The following is an 18,439-nucleotide window of genomic DNA, read 5'->3' on the forward strand; positions in this document are numbered from 1 at the left end:
GAGCCTAAGGGAGCGTGGCGCGGCAGGCACGCAAAATGGATGTTCCGCGCCGGACCGCCCGGCATTTGGGCAGATCCGGCGCGGGGGGCGCGGGTCAGAGGCTTGCGTCGAGGGCGGCGAGGATCGCGTCGCCCATGTCGGTGGTCGAGATCGGCGTGCCGCCTTCCGCGCCCATCAGATCGGCGGTGCGGGCACCATCGGCGAGCACTTTTTCAATCGCGGCCTCAAGGCGCGCGGCCTCGTCGCCCTGATCGAAGGAATAGCGCAGCGCCATGGCAAAGCTGAGGATACAGGCGATCGGGTTCGCCTTGCCCTGCCCGGTGATATCGGGGCGGAGCCGTGCACGGGCTCGTACAGCGCCTTGGGTCGTCCGTTGGCATCCGGCGCACCGAGCGACGCCGAGGGCAGCATGCCCAGCGAGCCGGTGAGCATCGCCGCGCAGTCGCTGAGGATGTCGCCAAAGAGGTTGTCGGTAAGGATCACGTCGAACTGCTTGGGCGCGCGCACCAGCTGCATGGCGCCGTTGTCGGCGTACATATGGCTCAGCTCAACATCGGCGTAGTCCGCCTGGTGCACTTCGTTCACGACGTCGCGCCACAGGATGCCGCTTTCCATCACGTTGGCCTTCTCCATCGAGCAGACCTTGTTGCTGCGACGGCGGGCGAGCTCAAACGCGGAGCGTGCGACACGCTCGATCTCGGCTTCGGTGTAGCGTTGGGTGTTGATGCCCACGCGCATGTTGTCTTCGATATGGATGCCGCGCGGCTCGCCGAAATAGACGCCCGAGGTCAGCTCGCGCACGATCATGATGTCGAGCCCGGCGATGAGGTCTTTCTTCAGCGATGAGAAATCGGCCAGCGCGTCAAAGCACTGCGCCGGGCGCAGGTTTGAAAACAGGTCCATCTCCTTGCGCAGGCGCAGCAGGCCGCGTTCAGGTTTGACGGAGAAATCGAGGTCGTCGTATTTCGGCCCGCCCACGGCGCCGAGCAGCACGGCATCCGCCGCCAGCGCCTTGGCCATCGTGTCGTCGTGCAGGGGGGTGCCGTGCGCGTCGTAGGCCGCGCCGCCCACGAGGTCGTGTTCGACGTCGAAGGCAAGATCGCGCTTGGCGCCAAACCAGTCGATGACGCGGGTGACCTGGCCCATGACCTCGGGGCCGATGCCGTCGCCGGCGAGGATCAGAAGGGTGGGATTGGCCATGCGGATGCTCCTTGAAAAATGTCCCTCGCGGCGTAGCGCGCGTGGGCCGGGCGGTCAAGGATCGGCGGGCTCCAGATCGACCCACAACAGGTCGTGGCGGCTGGCCTCGGGATCGGTGAGCCGCCCGTGATCGGTGATGCGCCAGTGGGTCGAGGGCAGCAGGTAATCGACGCGCAGATCACCCGGCGACGGATCGCGGAAATCGGCGGTGGGGGCCGGGCCGTGGGCGTCTTGCAGGCGCGGGTGGGTCAGCAGGGAGGTGATCGCGGCGGGACGCCCCTCGCCGCGGTCGGGGTCGATGTTGGCCGTGCCCAGCAGGACCAATGGCGCGTCGGTGGTACCCAGACGGGACAGCCAGAATGCCGCCTCGTCGTGGTTGCGGCGACCGTTGCGGTCTTCGGGGCCGTCAAAGACCGGCGGCGTGGCGTGCCATGTCCAGAGGGTAACCGGCCCCTGGGGGGTGTCGACGGGCACGCTCCAGTGCCCTTTGGATGACAGGCGGTGCGCGGCAAAGGCGCGGGTGCCCGCGAAGGGGGTGTTGCCGTCGGTTGGGTAGAGGTGCCCGGGCAGATCGCGCCAGAGCATCGGCGTGAAATCCTGCACGGCGTCGCGGTCGATGGGGTGGCGTGACAGCAGCGCCATGGCGCCCGCGCCGGTAAAGCGCCCGTAGCCGTGGTTGTCGTCTGCGTCGCCCAACCGCCCGTTGCCGTTGAGATCAAGGCCGCTGGCCAGCCCCGCGTTAGAGGGCAGGGCATAGGCGTGGGGCATGTCGTGCCCCCGTGCGGCCAGCGCATCGCGCAGCGCGGTCAGCGCGCGCATCTCGGCGTCAAAGTCGATGCCTTGCAGGGCGATGATGTCGGGGGCGGCTTGGGCGATCAGGGCCAGAACGGCGGTGATCTGTGCGTCCTGTCCGCGCAATGTGTCGCGCAGCAGAAGGCCCGGACCCTTGCGCGACAGTTCGGCGTTGAAGGTGGCGATGCGCAGCGGCTCTGCATTGGCGGCACCCGTCAGGAAGGCGGCGATCAGGCCGGCTGCAAGCCGATCTCTTCCGCGTCGGCATAGGCCTGACGGCGCTTTTGCTCGATCATGTCGGCAATCTTGCCCATGGCGATGCCGCGCATGATGATGCTGGCGGGAAGAAAGGCCCATGCTGCCATTGTCCAGATAAGGGTTTGCGGATTTGCGAGTGTGATCGGGTCTAGCAGATCCGACGCCATCTTGACCACTGCGGGCACAAGGAACGGCAGCAGGAAACCCAGCGCGATATTCACGCGTGCATCGCGTTGCAGACGCTCGAGCACGTCACCGCCTGCGGTGGGGTCAAAAAGGGGCAGGTTGACCCAGACATTGAACGCACCGGATTTGGCGGGCCAGTTGAGGATGCGCACGAGGATCAGGAACTGCGCCATCGCAAAGAGCGAGATTACATAGGCCAGCCCGGCGGCGGTGCGCATGAATTCGACCGTCTGCGCGGGCGCGTCGTCGGGCAGCATCAGCACCATCAGCCGCACGGGCGAGAAGGGGAAATCAATCGCGTTGCCAATCATCTTGCCGAAATTGGTCAGGGCATTTGTCAGCGGTGTCGGATCGGTCATGCCCTTGAGGATCAGGCTGACCAGCAGGACGGTAAAGAAAAGGGCAAAGAAACGCAGGCGGTTGAACGGGGCCGCGTCGCGGAATTCGACGATGCTGGGAAAGACGGAGTTGTATTCGACAAAGGTCAGCACGGCGGCCAGCAGGGCCACGAGGATCACGATCTGCGTCGAATCGCTTGCCATCCCGGGCAGCGTGAGCGCCGGCGTCAGGATCATCAAGGCCACAAAAACGCCGCGCAGTGCGGCGCTCGCCATACGAGTAATCACATTCTATTCCCTTCAAACTGGCCAGCCGCGATACAGTGCCGCGTGCTTGTTCCAACTTGATGCCTTCGGGGTGGGAAGGCCTGCCTCATTGCTGTCACAATCGTGCCTTCTTTCGCCTTATTGCTCAAGTCCGTAAAGTGACTGAACCGGATTGGCCGGGCATTTTGAGGGAGGGGGTGGTGCGAACTTGCATCATTTCGCGGGCAAAAATGCGGCGGCTGCAAGATGTTGTGTGTGTGGTGGGGTTAACCACAAACGGCGCGTGCGCACGAAAAAAGGGCCGGCGCCGGGCCGACCCCTTGGGTGTTTTTGCCGGCTGGATCAGATCCAGGGGCGGCTTTGCGCGGCTTCTGCCTCGAATGTGTCGATGGACGCGACCTTTTCCATGGTCAGACCGATATCGTCGAGACCGTTGAGCAGGCAGTGCTTTTTGAAGGCGTCCAGCTCGAAGCTATAGGTTTCGCCCTCGGAGGAGGTGACTTCCTGTTTTTCCAGATCCACCTCGATGCGGGCGTTGGCGCCTTTTTCGGCGTCCTTCATCAGCGCCTCGACCTGCTCGGCGGGGAGCACGATGGGCAGGATGCCGTTCTTGAAACAGTTGTTGTAGAAGATGTCGGCAAAGCTGGTGGAGATCACGCAGCGGATGCCGAAATCGGCGATGGCCCAAGGCGCATGTTCGCGGCTGGAGCCGCAGCCGAAATTGTCGCCCGCGACGATGATCTGGGCGTCCCGGTAGGCGGGTTTGTTCAGCACGAAATCGGGGATTTCGTTGCCGTCGTCGTCATAGCGCATCTCGTCAAAGAGGTTAACGCCAAGGCCCGAGCGTTTGATCGTCTTGAGGAACTGCTTGGGGATGATCATGTCCGTGTCGATGTTGATCAGGGGCATGGGGGCGGCGATGCCGCTGAGGGTGGTGAATTTTTCCATGGTCGGAAACTCCGGTATCTGGGGTATGATCGCCGTGCACAGGATGTGCACCGCACGTGCATACGATATGTGATCGGCCCCCTGCCCGTGCGGGCGGGCGAGGGGACCGGCGTGGCCCTACATCAGTTCGCGTACATCCGTGAGCTTGCCGGTGACGGCGGCGGCGGCGGCCATTGCGGGGCTCATCAGGTGGGTGCGCCCGCCGCGGCCCTGACGGCCCTCGAAGTTGCGGTTGGACGTGGCCGCGCAGCGCTCTCCCGGCGCCAGCTGATCGGGGTTCATCGCCAGACACATCGAACAGCCCGCAAGGCGCCATTCAAAACCGGCCTCCTTGAAGATGTCCGCCAGACCTTCCTCTTCGGCTTGCGCGCGCACGAGGCCGGAGCCCGGCACGATCATCGCGCGTTTCACGGCGATCTTCTTGCCCTTCAGGATCGCGGCGGCGGCGCGCAGATCCTCGATGCGGCCATTGGTGCACGACCCGATGAACACGGTGTCGATTTCGACGTCGCGCAGGGGTGTGCCCGCGGTCAGGCCCATGTAGTCGAGCGCGCGCTGGGCGGCGCCCACCTTGCCACCGGTAAAGCTGTCGGCGGCGGGCACACTGGCGGTGATCGGCAGAACGTCCTCGGGCGAGGTGCCCCAGGTGACGGTGGGTGCTATGTCCTCGGCGCGGATGGTCAGCACCTTGTCCCATGCCGCATCATCGTCGGAATAGAGGGTTTTCCACCAGTTGAGCGCGGCTTCCCACTGGGCGCCCTTGGGCGCGTGGGGGCGGCCCTTGCAGTACTGGAATGTCGTTTCGTCCGGCGCGATCAGGCCCGCACGTGCGCCCCCCTCGATCGCCATGTTGCAGATGGTCATGCGGCCTTCCATCGACAGATCGCGGATCGCCTCGCCGCAGTATTCGATGACGTAGCCGGTGCCGCCGGCGGTGCCGGTCGCGCCGATGATGGTCAGCACGATATCCTTGGCCGTCACACCCGGCGCCAGCTTGCCGGTGATCTCGACCTTCATGTTCTTGGATTTCTTCTGGATCAGCGTTTGCGTGGCCAGCACATGCTCGACCTCGGACGTGCCGATGCCGTGAGCCAGCGCGCCAAAGGCACCGTGAGTGGCGGTATGGCTGTCGCCGCAGACCACGGTCATGCCCGGCAGGGTCCAGCCCTGCTCAGGGCCGACGATGTGCACGATGCCTTGGCGCACGTCGGACACGGGGTAGTAGTGGATGCCGAATTCCTTGGCGTTCGTGTCGAGGGCGGCGACCTGAATGGCCGAATCCTCGGTCATGTTCTTGGGGTCGTCACGGCCCGGTGTGGTCGGCACGTTGTGGTCTGGCACGGCGATTGTCTTGTCGGGGGCGCGCACGGTGCGGCCCGTCATGCGCAGCCCTTCGAAGGCCTGAGGCGAGGTGACTTCGTGCACCAGATGGCGGTCGATATACAGAAGGCAGGTGCCGTCGTCGGCCTCGTGCGCGACATGGGCATCCCAGATTTTATCGTAGAGCGTTTTGGGGGACATGGCTGGTCCTCTCCCTATTTGGATATGTGGTATCTGTTTGGAAACGGGGCGCGCGCGGATGCGGGCGGGTCAGCCGACTAGCCGGGCCAGCACGCTGTGCGTGGCGCCGAAAAAGCGGTCCGGCAGGCGGGCGCGGTCGGTCTGATCAAAGACATGGGTCATGGGCCGGTGAATACAGCGGATGACCGTTTGCCGCAAGCCGCGTGCGCGCTATGGTGTCGCGCAGATGCAAGGAGCACCTATGGAAGATCCCGTCGACCCCTTTGCCGAGTTTCTGGTGACCCTTCAGGCGCTGTGGACGAATGCCACCGCGTTCTTTTCCGGGGTGATCGAACCCGGCTGGCGGCAGAATCAGGTGTTGATCGTTCTGGCGCTGGCGATTGTCAGCTGGGGTTTGCACCGGTCGAGCGGTAATCTGTTGCAGCGCTGGGTACGCTCGCGCGAGGGCTGGGCCAAGTGGCAGCTGCGGGTCATCGTGCAGCTCAAGCGGCGGCTGGGGCTGATGTGGTTCGCGGCGCTGGCGGGCATCGTCTATGCGATCATGCAGGAGATTACCTGGCCGTCGCGGTCGTATCTCATTGGGTTGGCGGCGACGCTGGCGTTTGTCTGGGTCTGTATCGCCTTTGCCGCGCAGCTGGTGCGCAACCGTCCGTTGCGGCGGATCGTGACCTGGGCGCTGTGGATCTATGCCACGCTTTACTTCCTGAATGTCTCTGACGATGTGGCGGCGTTCATGGACGGGCTTGCGCTGGAGCTGGGGGATTTCCGGCTGTCGCTGCTGACGCTGATCACCGCGATCGTGGTGATCGGGCTGTTGATCACGCTGGCGCGCTTTGCCAGCCAGGCAACGGCCAGCACGATCCGCCGCAACGAGGATATCAGCCCCTCGATGCAGGTGCTGGCGGTCAAGGGCGTGCAGCTGGCGATGTACGGGATCGCCTTTTATCTGGGCGTGAAGGCGGTGGGGATCGACCTTACCGGGCTTGCGGTACTGTCGGGTGCGATCGGTGTGGGCCTTGGTTTTGGTCTGCAAAAGGTGGTGTCGAACCTTGTGTCGGGGGTGATCATCCTGCTCGACAAGTCGATCAAGCCGGGCGACGTGATCTCGCTTGGCGAGACGTTCGGCTGGATCCAGACGCTGGGCGCGCGCTATGCCTCCGTGGTCACGCGGGACGGGAAGGAATACCTGATCCCGAACGAGGACCTGATTACCGGGCAGGTGGTGAACTGGTCCCACTCAAACGATTTTGTGCGGCTCGATATCTTTTTCGGTACGGCCTACGGCGACGATCCGCACAAGGTACGCAAGCTGGCGATTGATGCGGCGGCGGGCGTGGACCGGGTGCTGAACCATCCCAAGCTGCCGGTGTGTCATATCGTGGGCTTTGGCGACAGCAGCGTCGATTACATCCTGCGCTTCTGGATCCGCGATCCCACCGGCGGGCTGACCAACATTCGCGGCAACGTCTATCTGGCGCTGTGGGATGCGTTTCAGGAGCACGGCATCTCGATCCCCTTCCCGCAGCGCGAGGTGCGGATGCTGGAGGACGGGAACGGTTGAGTGCCGGGCGGGGTTGTCCCCTCAAAGGAGATCCCAATGACCCATACACTGAAGCTGAAAGCCAAGGAACAACTGACCCCCGACACCCACCGCTATGTGTTCGAGCGGCCCGCCAATCTGGATTTCAAACCCGGACAGGCGACGGAGCTGACACTGCTGAAAGAGGGCTGGAAGGACGAGGGGCGTCCGTTCACCTTTACCTCGCTGCCCGATGAGAACGCGCTGGAATTCGTGATCAAGAGCTATCCCGACCACGACGGCGTGACCGAGCAAATGGCGATGATGGAGCCGGGCGACGAGGTGGAGATCACCGAGCCCTTCGGCGCGATCACCGATCACGGCCCCGGCGTGTTCATCGCGGCAGGCGCGGGCATCACGCCGTTCATCCCGATTCTCGAGTCGCACGACGCCAAGGGGCAGATGGACTGCACCCTGATCTTTACCAACGAGACGGAGAAGGACATCATCCTGCGCGACAAATGGAAGCGTATGGAGGGGCTGCGCACAGTCTTTACCGTCACCGACCAGAAGGACGCAGGTGTCGAGACACAGGTCGTCGATCAGGACTTCCTCAAGGCGCATGTCAGCGATTTTGGCCAGACATTCTATATCTGTGGCCCGCAGGCGTTTGTGGATGATATTCGTGACGCGCTCCGTGCGCTTGGCGCGGATGAGGACAAGATCGTCACCGAAGAAGGCTGGTGATCTGCGCCGCATCGCAGCATCGTTGAAATCTCGCGTTGGGGTAGTTACTATAGACTATCCCAGCGCCGGGGATTCAGGCGGCGCAATCTAAGGAGGGCAATGTCCTGTCTATGCAAACCAGCTCCGCGCAGGCGGGGAACCCGGGCGCTGCCGTGATGGCGGGCCAGAAAACAGCCACCAGCGAACTGCTGTTGGAAACCGTACTTTCCTCACTCAACGACGATAAAGCCGAAGAGATCGTGCAGATTGATCTGCGCGGCAAGACCGAGATTGGCGACCACATGGTCATCTGCTCGGGTCGGTCGACGCGTCAGGTCGCGGCCATCTCGGAGAAGCTGGCGCAGCGGATCAAGGATGAATACGGTCTGACCGCGCGCACCGAGGGCAAGGACTCCGGCGATTGGGTTCTGATCGACACGGGCGATATCATCGTGCACGTGTTCCGCCCCGAAGTGCGCGAGTTTTATCAGCTGGAGAAGATGTGGCTGCCGCAAGGCGACGCTGCCTCCTGATCCGGTAGATGAAGGTACAGATCTGTGCCGTCGGTCGGTTGCGTGCCGGGCCGGAAAAGACGCTGATCGACGATTATCTCAAACGGTTTGACCGCACGGGTCGGGGGCTGTCCCTCGGCCCTGTTGTCGTGTCGGAAGTGGATGACCGCAAGGGCGGTGGTATGGCCGGTGAGGCCGCGCTGCTGGAGCGGGCGATCCCGTCGGGCGCCGTGCTCTGCGCGCTGGATGAACGCGGGCGGATCGAGAGTTCACCAGATTTTGCCAAACGGTTGGCCGGGTGGCGCGATGCGGGGCAATCAGATGTGAGTTTTGTGATCGGGGGCGCGGACGGGATCGACCCGGCGCTGCGCGACCGGGCGGACCATTTGCTGTCGTTTGGGTCCATGGTCTGGCCGCACATGCTGGTGCGCGTCATGCTGGCCGAGCAGTTGTACCGCGCGGCCACCATTCTGAGCGGTGGACCCTACCACCGCGCCTAGACGTCAGCGCAGTGTTACCGTCTTGGTGTTCGGGCTCCACCCGTCGACGTTGTCATGCGCCTCGATCACGACCGATGTGATCCCTTCGGGGATCGACACACCGGAAAGCGAGCGCGTGAAGGGCTGTTCGTCGACGTGGGGATGCGCGAGCTTGCGCATGCCAAGCACGGTGCCGTCGGGGGCCACCACACGCCACGCATCGACGTAATGGTCCCAGCCGGTATCGGGGTGGCTGATGGTGACGCTGAACGTATAGCTGCCACCGGAGTTGGACATGCTGACGCTTTGTACCTTTGCATCGTCTGCAAGGGCAGGCATTGCGAGCAGGGCGAAAGCGAGGGGAATCAGTTTTTTCATAATGGATCCAGTGGAGCGCGGAAATGCGCCGATTAACATCCCCTAAATAAGGGGCTTTCCGCCGTCATCCAAGAGGGCGGCGCGCGATTGGGAGGCGAATTCCCGCCGCCAGATGATCACGCATGTCACAAAGCTTGCAACAATGAGGGCAAAAGGCCCGGCAAGCCACGCGACAGAGGCGAGTGCCATGTAGATCGAGCGCAGGCCGCGATTAAAGCTGCGCGCGGCGGTGACATTCAATTCACCCGCTTTTCTGGCGTACTCGGGGCCTGCGGGGTCGGTCACATCATTGGGCACGGCGGCCATGATGACGGAGCAATAGCCAAAAAGACGGTTCGACCAGACGAATTTCAGAAATCCATTTGTCAGGAATACAACGATCAGCAGCAGCTTGATCTCCCACAGGATGGCGGGATCGCGCGTGGCGGTCAGATCCTCGGCCAGCCCCGCCACCCGGTCGGCATTGCCAAGCAGCGCCAGCACCCCGCCGATGGCGATCACGCTGGTGGAGGCGAAAAAGGACGTGCCCTGCCGCAGGGTGGCGATCACCTGAGCGTCAAAGATCCGCACATCGCGGGCGATCATCCGGTGCATCCACTCGCGGCGGTAGTTGGCCATGATCATCGACACCGAGGGGCGTTTCGCCGTCGCGTGATCTATGCGCCAGCCGATTAGCGCCCAGGGGATCACCAGCAGGGCAACGGCGAGCAGATCAAGCGCACCAAGGGCGCGGAGCGGGGCAAGGTCGGTCCAAGTCATGTCCGCTGCATAGACAAGCGGGCGACGATGTTAAAGCTGCTTGAACACCCCGATCAGGCGGTTGACCCGCCCGTCCGCGTCGGTGATCGCGATGCCGTGGCTGAGCACTTCGACCTCCGTGCCGTCCTTTTGCACGATACGCTTGGTGAACTCGAATTCGCCCCCGTCTGAGATGGCTTTTTCGACGGCGGCGCTGACATCGGCGCGGTCGTCGGGGTGGTAGAAATCAATCGCGTCGGCCAGTGGCGGCTCCGCCTCTGACGGATCGACGCCGTGGATGCGGTAAACCTCCTGCGACCAATGCACCTTTTCGCCATCGAGATCGACGGACCAGTAGCCGACGTGCGCCATGTCCTGAAGGAGCGTCAGCTGCTTGATCAGCTGCTCTGCCTCGGTGCGGGCCTGCATCATCTCGGTCACGTCCACGGCGACGGAATAGATCGAATCGTCCTCCTGCGCGGGGTGCTGGTAGATGACCTTGTCTTCGCTGAGCCACAGATCGGGCTGATCCTCGCGCGGGATGCGGTAGACGGCGCGGGTAGAGCCCTTGCGATTGTACAGCAGTTCGCGGTCGACCTGGCGCAGCTCCGTGGCGGTTTCCTCGGGGAGCAGATCGTAGAGATTGAGACCCAGCGCGGCATCGCGGGCCTTCCCCAGCAGTTTTGCAGCGCTTTCGGAAATCCGCAGGATCGTGCCGTCGATGGTCTGGTGGGTGACGTAGACCTTGGAGTTGTTGAGCAGCAATTCCATCTCGCGCGCGAGGCCGGGGAATTCGGTGATGACCATCGTCACGCCGAGGATCTGGCCATGCACGTTGAAATAGGGCGAGCAGGTCAGCAGCACGCGCGTGTCGTTCGAGTTGAACTCGGACGAGACGGTTTCACCGACCTTGAGCGCCTCGGAGCAGATGGGCGCGAGGCTGGGATACCCTTCGGGCAGGACGCATTGGCTGATGTGCGGATTCGAGATCGGGCGCCGGATCTGGAAGCGGTTGGCCGCCGCATTGGTCGCCTGACTGATCTGGAGCGCGTTATCCATGACCACCACGGCGAGCGGGGTGCTTTCGATCACGCTGGTCAGCTCCCCGGTGCGGCCCGACAGTTCGGCGGCGGTCACCTGCAGCTCTTCGTTGACGGTGATGAGCTCTTCGTTGGTCGATTGCAGCTCTTCGTTGGAGGTTTCGAGCTCTTCGTTGGTGGCCTGCAATTCCTCGTTGGTGGATTGCAGTTCCTCGTTGAGCGATTGCAGCTCCTCGTTGGAGGTCTCGAGCTCTTCGATGGTTTGCTGCAGCGCCTCGCGGGTGGTGGCGATCTCGCTTTCGAGGGCCTGGATGCGTTCGGAAGAATCGGCACCGGATTCTTCGGATATCTTTTTTTGGCGGCTCAGGCGAGTGTGGTCGACGGGCAGTTTCGAGAAAACCACAAGCGCCGCGTTCTCGTTTATGTCCTTGGCGATGATCGGATAGACGTCGATGCGGGTTTCCGTTTCGTCACCGTCACCGAGGAGGTGGCGCACGCCCGCGCGGTGAGCGTTGTTGCGCATGGCGATGGTCACAAGGCTGCGCGCCTCCTCCCGCAGGGGGGAGCGCAGCAGATCGAGGTGCATACGCAGAGAACTGCTCGCCGTGATCTCGATATATTTGCTGATGTCGCCGTAAACCCGCGCGATGGCGTAATCCTCGGTCACGAGGATCGAATCGTCACCCAGCGAGCTTGCCAGCGCCTCAAAGAGGTGGCGTTCGGTGGAGTGTTCGGTTTTGGTCTGTTCGACCTGCCGACGGCTGAGCACCGGGGTGTTGCGGGGACCGGGATAGCTATTGCGGTTCTGGCCGCGCAGGGTGCGTTTGCGGAAGATGTGAGAGGCCTGCCGTTCGGGGGTGAACATGTCGTCGGCCCCGGCCACGGATTCGGCGGTGCCCAGAAACAGCAGACCGTCGCTGGCCAGCGAATAGTGAAAGCGCGACATGACCTTGTGTTGCAACGGGTTGCCGAAATAGATCAGCAGGTTGCGACAGCACAAAAGGTCGATTTTCTGGAAGGGCGGATCCTGGCAGACGTTGTGATCGGAAAACAGGATCGCGTTGCGCAGACTGTCGACGACACGCACGCCGTCGCTTTGCCGGATGAGGTATTTGTCGGCCAGATCCTTGGGTATCTCGTTGAGTGCCGAAAGCCCGTAGACCCCGCGCCGCGCGACTTGCAACGCGTCCTTGTCGATGTCGGTGGCAAAGATCTGGACGTGGTTTTTCAGCTGCACCTCATTGCCGCCGAGCGCCTCAGAGAGCAGCATGGCGATGGAATAGGCTTCCTCCCCCGTGGCGCAGCCCGCGATCCAGACGCGCAGCGGCGCGCCGTTGCGTGAGGAGACAAGCTGCGGCAGGAGCTGGCGTAGTTCTTCGAATTCGTCCTTGTCGCGGAAAAAGCGCGTGACCGAAATCAGCAGATCCTTGAACAGCGCATCCAGGGCGGAAGGGTTGGTGCGGCAGAATTGAGTGTATTCTTCCTGTGTCTCAATGCCGAGGGCGACCATCCGGCGTTCGATCCGCCGGTTGATGGTGGCCTGCTTGTATTCGCGGAAATCCACACGGGTGCGCGCCAGCAGGATCTGCAACAGATCCGAGACCGGGCTTTCGAGCAGTTCCTTCTTGCGGAATTCGCCGAAGTCGCGGGGCGAGGACAGGATTTTCTGCAGGTGTGTGCCGATGTCGGCGGGGGGCAGGATCAGGTCGATGCAACCGGTCTGCACCGCGTTGTGCGGCATCCCGTCGTATTTGGCCGATTCGTTGTCTTGGGCGATGGTGATGCCGCCCGCCTCGCGCACGGCCTGGATCCCGTAGGAGCCGTCGCTGCCCGTGCCCGAGAGGATGATCGCCACGGTTTTCTCGCCGTATTCATCGGCGAGGCTGGTCAGGAAACGGTCGACCGAGGGTTTCGGTGAAGCCGGTTCGGGGCTGGGATCGACAAGGCGTAACTTACCGGCTTCAAACAGGATATCCGTGCGGGGCGGGGTGACGTGGATCACGTTGCGCTCGGGCACCATGCCGTCGACGACATCCCGCACCGCGAGGCTGGTCTGGCGCGCGACAAGCTCTGTCATTAGGCTTTTGTGGTGCGGCGACATGTGCTGCACCACCACGTAGCTGACCGGAAGATCGGTGGGCAGGGCGGTCACCAGCTCGCGAATGGCCTCAAGCCCACCGGCCGAAGAGCCGATGGCGATGATGGTCAGATCCTGATTTTCGCTGCTGGACACGGGAAAATTTCCAATTGTACGGGCGGCGTCGGTCCGCCACAGGCTTCTATCTTAGCGGGATTTTTTGAAAACTCGCAAGTAATTAGCAGTGACTGCGCCGCTGTTTTCGCGCGGATCCAGAGGCGTGCTGCGTTTACCGGGTGTAAATCTCTTTTGCCTATCTCCAAAGGAATAGCGTTCAAGTTTACGGGTATTCAAATGGAAATGTGCACTCTCGATACACCACCGGCAGCGGCTGCCCCTCAACAGAGGTTCGTGGTCAACGTGTTGAGCACGCCGGGAGGCGCGCCGATGGTCCGCTCCTGCGAGGTTCAGGGGCGCCACGTGCGGCACCGGACATCGTTCACGGAGCTTTCGGCGATCGACGCGGTGTTCGAGGCGCGGCTGGCGGCGGCGCTGCACGGCTGCCTGTCGCGGCTCAGCGCGGATGACAAGGTGTTGGCGCTGCCGGATTTGGTGATCCAGATCGACGGGCTTGTGCTGGGCGGCGTGCATCTGATGGTGCGCAAGCCCGAAGAGGACGGCAGCCGCATGGTGATCTTTCGCTTCCGGATGGTCGTGGGCAGTGTGCAGCGGGCGTTTCAGCCGCATATGGGCATGTCGGAGCCCGTGGCGGATCTTCCGGATCGGTGTGCGCTGGACATTCTGTGTGACGTGGGTCTGCCGCTGCTGGATCTGTGCGAAGCTTCTGACGCGGGGCTGCTGGACGCGCGCACGCTGGCACCGGAATTCGCGCGCCGGATCATCGCCCACGCCCATGAGGTGCGGTTTCGGCTGGAGCTGATCAAGCGGTTCCTGGCCGCCGAGCAGCGCAACCTGGCGACGCAGTGGCCGCCCGAAGATCTGGCGCTGGCGCGCCCGAGGACAGATCCGCCGTTGCGGCATTGAGGCGCCCCCAAGGGTTGATGCTTGTGCTGGGGTGAAATTGGTCATATTATTTTACCAATACTGCGAGCGGAGGACGCCCCATGGAAATGCCTGCCCCAAATCCCGTTATTCTGTCGCGCAAGGCGCGGGTCGTCGCGCGGTTGCGATCGGTACTCCCTGCGGATGCGGTCATTGACGATGTGGCCGAAACCCGCGCCTACGAATGTGACGCGCTGACGGCCTATCGCTGCCCGCCGATGGCGGCGGTGCTGCCCGCCAGCACGCAGGAGGTCGCCGCCGCCCTGCGCATTTGCCACGAGGAAGGTGTGCCCGTCGTGCCGCGCGGCTCCGGCACGTCGCTGGCCGGAGGGGCGCTGCCCACGGCGGATTGCGTCATCCTTGGCGTGGCGCGCATGAATGACGTGATCGAGACGGATTACGACAACCGCATCATCCGTGTGCAGACCGGCCGCACCAACCTCAGCGTCACCGGCGCGGTCGAGGAAGACGGATTTTTCTACGCGCCTGACCCGTCGAGCCAGTTGGCCTGCGCCATTGCGGGCAACATCGCGATGAATTCGGGCGGGGCGCATTGCCTGAAATACGGGGTGACGACTAACAACCTGATGGGCGTCACCATGGTGATGATGGACGGCGAGGTGGTTGAGATCGGTGGCGGGCATCTGGATGCGGGCGGGTTGGACCTGCTGGGGCTGATCTGCGGCTCCGAAGGGCAGCTGGGCGTCGTGACCGAAGCCACGCTGCGCATTCTGCACAAGCCGGAAGGCGCGCGGCCCGTGCTCATGGGCTTTGACGATCCGGTTGTCGCCGGGGCCTGTGTCAGCGACATTATCAAGGCGGGTGTGCTGCCCGTCGCCATCGAATTCATGGACCGCCCGTGCATCGAGGCGACGGAAGCATTCGCCCACGCGGGTTATCCCATGTGCGAGGCGCTGCTGATCGTGGAGGTCGAAGGATCGGACGCGGAAATCGATCACCAGCTGAGCCTGATCATGGAGATTGCGCGGCGTCACGACCCGGTCGAGCTGCGCGAGAGTCGCTCTGCCGAGGAAAGCGCCGCAATCTGGCTGGGCCGCAAGAGCGCGTTTGGCGCAATGGGGCAGATCAACGATTACATGTGTCTCGACGGCACGATCCCGGTGTCGAGCCTGCCGCATGTGCTGGGACGCATCGGGGAGATGTCGAAGGAATACGGGCTCAAGGTGGGCAACGTTTTCCACGCGGGCGACGGCAATATGCACCCGCTGATCCTGTTTGATGCCAACAAGCCCGGCGATCTGGAGCTTTGCGAGGCGTTCGGCGCGGATATTCTGCGCCTGTGCGTCGAGGTTGGCGGCTGCCTGACCGGCGAGCATGGCGTGGGCATCGAAAAACGCGATCTGATGCACGTGCAATACGCGCCCGCCGACCTTGAGGCGCAGATGGCCGTGAAGGACGTGTTCGATCCGCAGTGGCTTCTGAACCCGGCCAAGGTCTTTCCGCTCGACGCCTCCGACGCGCGGCGCGCGCGGGCGATGGCCGCTGAATAAACGCAAAGGCAGATCATGCATACTCCACAGACAGAGACGGCGGTCGCCGAGATTATAAAGGGTGCCGGGGGTCCGCTGGCGATTGCGGGTGGCGGCACGCGCGGTATCGCGGTTGCGGGGGATGCGCTCAGCGTCGCCGGGCTGCGCGAGGTGACGCTGTACGAGCCCGGCGCGATGACGATGGTCGCACAGGCGGGCACACCGGTGTCGGAGATCGAGGCGACGCTTGCCGCCGAAAACCAGCGCCTCGCGTTTGAGCCGATGGATGCGCGGGTACTGATGGGCACGGACGGTACGCCGACAATCGGCGGCGTGATGGCGGCCAATGCCTCAGGCCCCCGGCGGATTTCGGTGGGTGCGGCGCGGGATTTCCTGCTGGGCGTGCGATTTGTCGACGGGGCCGGGGCGGTGGTCAAGAACGGCGGTCGCGTGATGAAGAACGTCACCGGCTATGATCTGGTCAAGCTGATGTCGGGTGCGCATGGCACGCTGGGGGTGTTGACTGAGGTGTCGTTCAAGACGCTGCCGCGCCCCGAAACGCAGGCGACACTCCTGCTGCACGGCCTGTCGGATGCACAGGCGGTGCAGGCGATGTCGCGCGCGCTGGGCAGCCCGTTCGAGACAAGCGGCGCGGTGCATGATCCCGCGGCCGGTGTGACGGCGCTGCGGGTGGAGGGGTTTGAGGCTTCGGTCGCCTACCGGATCCAGAGCCTGACCGAACGTCTTGGCGCGCGCGAGGTCTCGACGCTTGATGCGGAGGAGACGACGCAGCGCTGGGCTGCGTGGCGTGATGTGCACGGATTTGCACAGGACGGCGACGACGTGTGGCGGGTGTCCTGTAAGCCCTCCGACGGTCCGGCGCTGGCCGCCAAATCCGGGGCGGAGGGCGTGTTTTATGACTGGGGCGGCGGGCTGTTGTGGCTGCGCACGGCGGCCGGGCACGACCTGCGCGCCGCGCTGGGCCGCTACGACGGGCACGCGACGCTGGTGCGCGGCAACGCGCATCCCCGGTTCGAGCCGGAGGCGGCGGGCGTTGCGGCGCTGAGCAAGGGATTGCGCGCGCGATTTGATCCGCGCGGGATCCTGAACGCGGGGCTGATGGGATGACCTACATCGTCCTCTTTGCGCTTGTTTTTATCGGCGGTCCGCTGGCGTTTCGCGCGCTGACGGCATCGGGTCCATCACCCCGGGCGTTTCGGCGGCTGGCGCTGTTTACGGCGCTGTGTGCCGCGACGGGACTGACGCTGCGCTATGGGATGGCGGAGCTGTGGGGGCAGAACCTGTTGGTGACGGGCGCGGGCATGGCATTCATCTGGGGCGGCTGGATCGGTGTGCTGGCCTACGGCGCGCAGGCGTTGCGCCGGGTCGATCCGGGGCTGCGGATGCGCCGCTGGACGGCGGTAATGGGCGCGGTGGGCACCACGGTGCCGTGGTTCGGCCTGGCGAGTGCCAGCATGATTGCGGGGTAGGGGACAAAGATGCAGACGACATTCACCGAAGAACAGCTGAAAGATCCCGGCACCGCGCGCAGCAACGAGATCCTGCGCGCCTGCGTGCACTGCGGATTTTGCACGGCGACATGCCCGACCTATCAGGTGCTGGGCGACGAATTGGACAGCCCGCGCGGGCGTATCTACCTCATCAAGGACATGCTCGAGAACGAGCGCGTGCCGGACGAAAAGACGGTCAAACATATCGACCGCTGCCTGAGCTGCCTGGCCTGCATGACGACCTGCCCCTCGGGCGTGCACTACATGCATCTGGTCGATCACGCGCGCGATTATATCGAGCAGAACTACAAACGCCCCTTCAGCGACCGCGCGCTGCGCTGGATCCTCGCGCGGATCCTGCCGCATCCGATGCGGTTCCGGGTGGCCTTGCTGGGCGCCAAGCTGGGCCGCCCCTTTGCCCGGCTGATGCCCGACGCGCGGCTGCGCGCCATGCTCGAGATGGCGCCAAAGGAGATCCCGCCGGTCAGCCGCAACGATGATCCGCAAAGCTTTGCTCCGCAGGGGACAAGGCGGATGCGGGTGGCGTTGATGACGGGCTGCGCGCAAAAGGCGCTGAACACCGATATCAATGATGCAACGATCCGCCTGCTGACGCGGCTGGGCGCCGAGGTGGTCGTGGCCGAGGGCGCGGGATGCTGCGGGGCGCTGACCCATCACATGGGCAAGGCGGATGAGAGCCACGCCAGTGCCGCGGCCAATATCCGCGCGTGGTGCACGGAAATCGACAACGGTGGGCTGGACGCGATTGTCATCAACACTTCGGGCTGCGGTACGACGGTGAAGGACTACGGCCACATGTTCCGCAACGATCCGCTGGCGGAGGATGCCGCGCGCGTGGCGGGCATCGCGCGCGACGTGTCCGAGGTGGTCATGGAGCTGACCGGCGATGCCCCCGACGGCACGGCATGGCAGCCCGCGAAGGAATGGATCGCGGGCACCGACGCGCGCACGGCACCCGAGCGCCCCGCCGAGGGCACCGTGGTCGCCTATCACGCAGCCTGTTCGTTGCAGCACGGCCAGCAGATCAAGACGCATCCCAAAACGCTGTTGAAAAAGGCCGGTTTCACCATTGTGGAGCCTTCCGATCCGCATCTGTGCTGCGGCTCTGCGGGCACGTACAACCTGATGCAGCCGGAAATCTCGGGCAAGCTGAAGGCGCGCAAGGTCCGTACGCTGGAGGCCAAGAACCCCGACATCATTGCGGCCGGCAACATCGGGTGCATGATGCAAATCGGCTCGGGCACCGGGGTGCCGGTGGTGCATTCGGTGGAACTGCTCGATTGGGCGTGGGGCGGACCCAAACCGCCCGCCTTGTCGCGCGACACATCCGAGCCCGAAATTCCGAAACTGCGGTAGGCTTGCCCTAATTTTGCCCC

17 protein-coding genes and 1 pseudogene are annotated in these 18,439 nt (G+C 63.8%); 9 read left to right on the forward strand and 9 right to left on the reverse strand.

Features of this window, described 5'->3' with window-relative positions; genetic code table 11:
- Positions 1-94 precede the first annotated feature (94 nt).
- From leuB to KDD17_RS16135, 6 genes and pseudogenes are all read right to left on the reverse strand, one after another.
- A pseudogene (leuB, locus tag KDD17_RS16110) lies at positions 95-1,200 on the reverse strand (3-isopropylmalate dehydrogenase).
- A gap of 54 nt (positions 1,201-1,254) precedes the next feature.
- Positions 1,255-2,118: an endonuclease/exonuclease/phosphatase family protein gene (locus KDD17_RS16115; protein WP_254796829.1), complete on the reverse strand. Its 864-nt coding sequence runs from the start codon at positions 2,116-2,118 to the stop codon at positions 1,255-1,257.
- A 104-nt stretch (positions 2,119-2,222) separates the two neighbouring features.
- Positions 2,223-3,062: a hypothetical protein gene (locus KDD17_RS16120; protein ID WP_212704585.1), complete on the reverse strand. Its 840-nt coding sequence runs from the start codon at positions 3,060-3,062 to the stop codon at positions 2,223-2,225.
- A 321-nt stretch (positions 3,063-3,383) separates the two neighbouring features.
- The gene (leuD, locus tag KDD17_RS16125; protein ID WP_212704586.1) at positions 3,384-3,989 is read right to left on the reverse strand and encodes a 3-isopropylmalate dehydratase small subunit; all 606 of its coding nucleotides are present in this window, start codon (positions 3,987-3,989) and stop codon (positions 3,384-3,386) included.
- 117 nt (positions 3,990-4,106) lie between these two features.
- Entirely contained in the window at positions 4,107-5,510 is a 1,404-nt protein-coding gene (leuC, locus tag KDD17_RS16130; RefSeq protein WP_212704587.1) for a 3-isopropylmalate dehydratase large subunit, read from the reverse strand.
- A gap of 69 nt (positions 5,511-5,579) precedes the next feature.
- Positions 5,580-5,672: an isopropylmalate isomerase gene (locus KDD17_RS16135; RefSeq protein ID WP_212704588.1), complete on the reverse strand. Its 93-nt coding sequence runs from the start codon at positions 5,670-5,672 to the stop codon at positions 5,580-5,582.
- Between the two features lie 79 nt (positions 5,673-5,751).
- Here KDD17_RS16135 and KDD17_RS16140 point away from each other — a divergent pair, with 79 nt between their 5' ends.
- The 4 genes from KDD17_RS16140 to rlmH all read left to right on the forward strand — a co-directional run bounded on the left by KDD17_RS16140 (position 5,752) and on the right by rlmH (position 8,767).
- On the forward strand, positions 5,752-7,071 hold the full coding sequence (locus KDD17_RS16140) for a mechanosensitive ion channel family protein (protein WP_212704589.1): 1,320 nt from the start codon (positions 5,752-5,754) through the stop codon (positions 7,069-7,071).
- A gap of 36 nt (positions 7,072-7,107) precedes the next feature.
- On the forward strand, positions 7,108-7,776 hold the full coding sequence (locus tag KDD17_RS16145) for an FAD-binding oxidoreductase (protein ID WP_212704590.1): 669 nt from the start codon (positions 7,108-7,110) through the stop codon (positions 7,774-7,776).
- A 110-nt stretch (positions 7,777-7,886) separates the two neighbouring features.
- Complete coding sequence (rsfS, locus tag KDD17_RS16150; RefSeq protein WP_212704591.1) at positions 7,887-8,288, forward strand: ribosome silencing factor; 402 nt, start codon at positions 7,887-7,889, stop codon at positions 8,286-8,288.
- Positions 8,289-8,296: 8 nt separating this feature from the next.
- Positions 8,297-8,767: a 23S rRNA (pseudouridine(1915)-N(3))-methyltransferase RlmH gene (rlmH, locus tag KDD17_RS16155; protein ID WP_212704592.1), complete on the forward strand. Its 471-nt coding sequence runs from the start codon at positions 8,297-8,299 to the stop codon at positions 8,765-8,767.
- A 3-nt stretch (positions 8,768-8,770) separates the two neighbouring features.
- Here the strand turns inward: rlmH and KDD17_RS16160 are convergent, their stop codons facing one another.
- Genes KDD17_RS16160 through KDD17_RS16170 form a run of 3 tightly spaced genes read right to left on the reverse strand, consistent with a single transcriptional unit; the run spans position 8,771 to position 13,135 of the window.
- Positions 8,771-9,124, reverse strand: coding sequence for a hypothetical protein (locus KDD17_RS16160; RefSeq protein ID WP_212704593.1), 354 nt, complete (start codon positions 9,122-9,124; stop codon positions 8,771-8,773).
- Between the two features lie 42 nt (positions 9,125-9,166).
- A complete protein-coding gene (locus KDD17_RS16165) occupies positions 9,167-9,883 on the reverse strand; it encodes a DUF599 domain-containing protein (protein WP_212704594.1) in 717 nt (238 codons plus the stop codon).
- A gap of 30 nt (positions 9,884-9,913) precedes the next feature.
- Complete coding sequence (locus KDD17_RS16170; protein ID WP_212704595.1) at positions 9,914-13,135, reverse strand: chemotaxis protein CheB; 3,222 nt, start codon at positions 13,133-13,135, stop codon at positions 9,914-9,916.
- 291 nt (positions 13,136-13,426) lie between these two features.
- Here KDD17_RS16170 and KDD17_RS16175 point away from each other — a divergent pair, with 291 nt between their 5' ends.
- The 5 genes from KDD17_RS16175 (at position 13,427) to glcF (ending at position 18,419) form a co-directional block, all read left to right on the forward strand.
- A complete protein-coding gene (locus KDD17_RS16175; RefSeq protein WP_212704596.1) occupies positions 13,427-14,023 on the forward strand; it encodes a hypothetical protein in 597 nt (198 codons plus the stop codon).
- Positions 14,024-14,103: 80 nt separating this feature from the next.
- Entirely contained in the window at positions 14,104-15,552 is a 1,449-nt protein-coding gene (locus tag KDD17_RS16180) for an FAD-linked oxidase C-terminal domain-containing protein (RefSeq protein WP_212704597.1), read from the forward strand.
- A gap of 15 nt (positions 15,553-15,567) precedes the next feature.
- Positions 15,568-16,659 (forward strand): FAD-binding protein, encoded by a 1,092-nt coding sequence (locus tag KDD17_RS16185; RefSeq protein ID WP_212704598.1) that lies wholly within the window; start codon positions 15,568-15,570, stop codon positions 16,657-16,659.
- Positions 16,656-17,021, forward strand: a complete 366-nt coding sequence (locus tag KDD17_RS16190) for a hypothetical protein (RefSeq protein WP_212704599.1) — start codon at positions 16,656-16,658, stop codon at positions 17,019-17,021. Before KDD17_RS16185 ends, KDD17_RS16190 begins: the two co-directional genes overlap by 4 nt.
- Before the next feature lie 9 nt (positions 17,022-17,030).
- Complete coding sequence (gene glcF, locus KDD17_RS16195; RefSeq protein ID WP_212704600.1) at positions 17,031-18,419, forward strand: glycolate oxidase subunit GlcF; 1,389 nt, start codon at positions 17,031-17,033, stop codon at positions 18,417-18,419.
- Positions 18,420-18,439: the final 20 nt, after the last annotated feature.

Origin of the sequence: Sulfitobacter albidus (assembly GCF_018200035.1) — a bacterium.
GTDB classification, from domain to species: domain Bacteria; phylum Pseudomonadota; class Alphaproteobacteria; order Rhodobacterales; family Rhodobacteraceae; genus Sulfitobacter; species Sulfitobacter albidus.

Excerpts from the sequence above, each read along its gene's own strand:
- leuC (WP_212704587.1), bottom strand. The coding sequence starts at position 5,510 with ATGTCCCCCAAAACGCTCTACGATAAAATCTGGGATGCCCATGTCGCG.
- KDD17_RS16140 (WP_212704589.1), top strand. The coding sequence starts at position 5,752 with ATGGAAGATCCCGTCGACCCCTTTGCCGAGTTTCTGGTGACCCTTCAG.
- KDD17_RS16185 (WP_212704598.1), top strand. The coding sequence starts at position 15,568 with ATGCATACTCCACAGACAGAGACGGCGGTCGCCGAGATTATAAAGGGT.
- glcF (WP_212704600.1), top strand. The coding sequence starts at position 17,031 with ATGCAGACGACATTCACCGAAGAACAGCTGAAAGATCCCGGCACCGCG.
- KDD17_RS16135 (WP_212704588.1), bottom strand. The coding sequence starts at position 5,672 with ATGACCCATGTCTTTGATCAGACCGACCGCGCCCGCCTGCCGGACCGC.
- KDD17_RS16190 (WP_212704599.1), top strand. The coding sequence starts at position 16,656 with ATGACCTACATCGTCCTCTTTGCGCTTGTTTTTATCGGCGGTCCGCTG.
- KDD17_RS16165 (WP_212704594.1), bottom strand. The coding sequence starts at position 9,883 with ATGACTTGGACCGACCTTGCCCCGCTCCGCGCCCTTGGTGCGCTTGAT.
- KDD17_RS16160 (WP_212704593.1), bottom strand. The coding sequence starts at position 9,124 with ATGAAAAAACTGATTCCCCTCGCTTTCGCCCTGCTCGCAATGCCTGCC.
- rsfS (WP_212704591.1), top strand. The coding sequence starts at position 7,887 with ATGCAAACCAGCTCCGCGCAGGCGGGGAACCCGGGCGCTGCCGTGATG.
- KDD17_RS16180 (WP_212704597.1), top strand. The coding sequence starts at position 14,104 with ATGGAAATGCCTGCCCCAAATCCCGTTATTCTGTCGCGCAAGGCGCGG.
- KDD17_RS16145 (WP_212704590.1), top strand. The coding sequence starts at position 7,108 with ATGACCCATACACTGAAGCTGAAAGCCAAGGAACAACTGACCCCCGAC.
- rlmH (WP_212704592.1), top strand. The coding sequence starts at position 8,297 with ATGAAGGTACAGATCTGTGCCGTCGGTCGGTTGCGTGCCGGGCCGGAA.
- KDD17_RS16175 (WP_212704596.1), top strand. The coding sequence starts at position 13,427 with ATGGTCCGCTCCTGCGAGGTTCAGGGGCGCCACGTGCGGCACCGGACA.
- leuD (WP_212704586.1), bottom strand. The coding sequence starts at position 3,989 with ATGGAAAAATTCACCACCCTCAGCGGCATCGCCGCCCCCATGCCCCTG.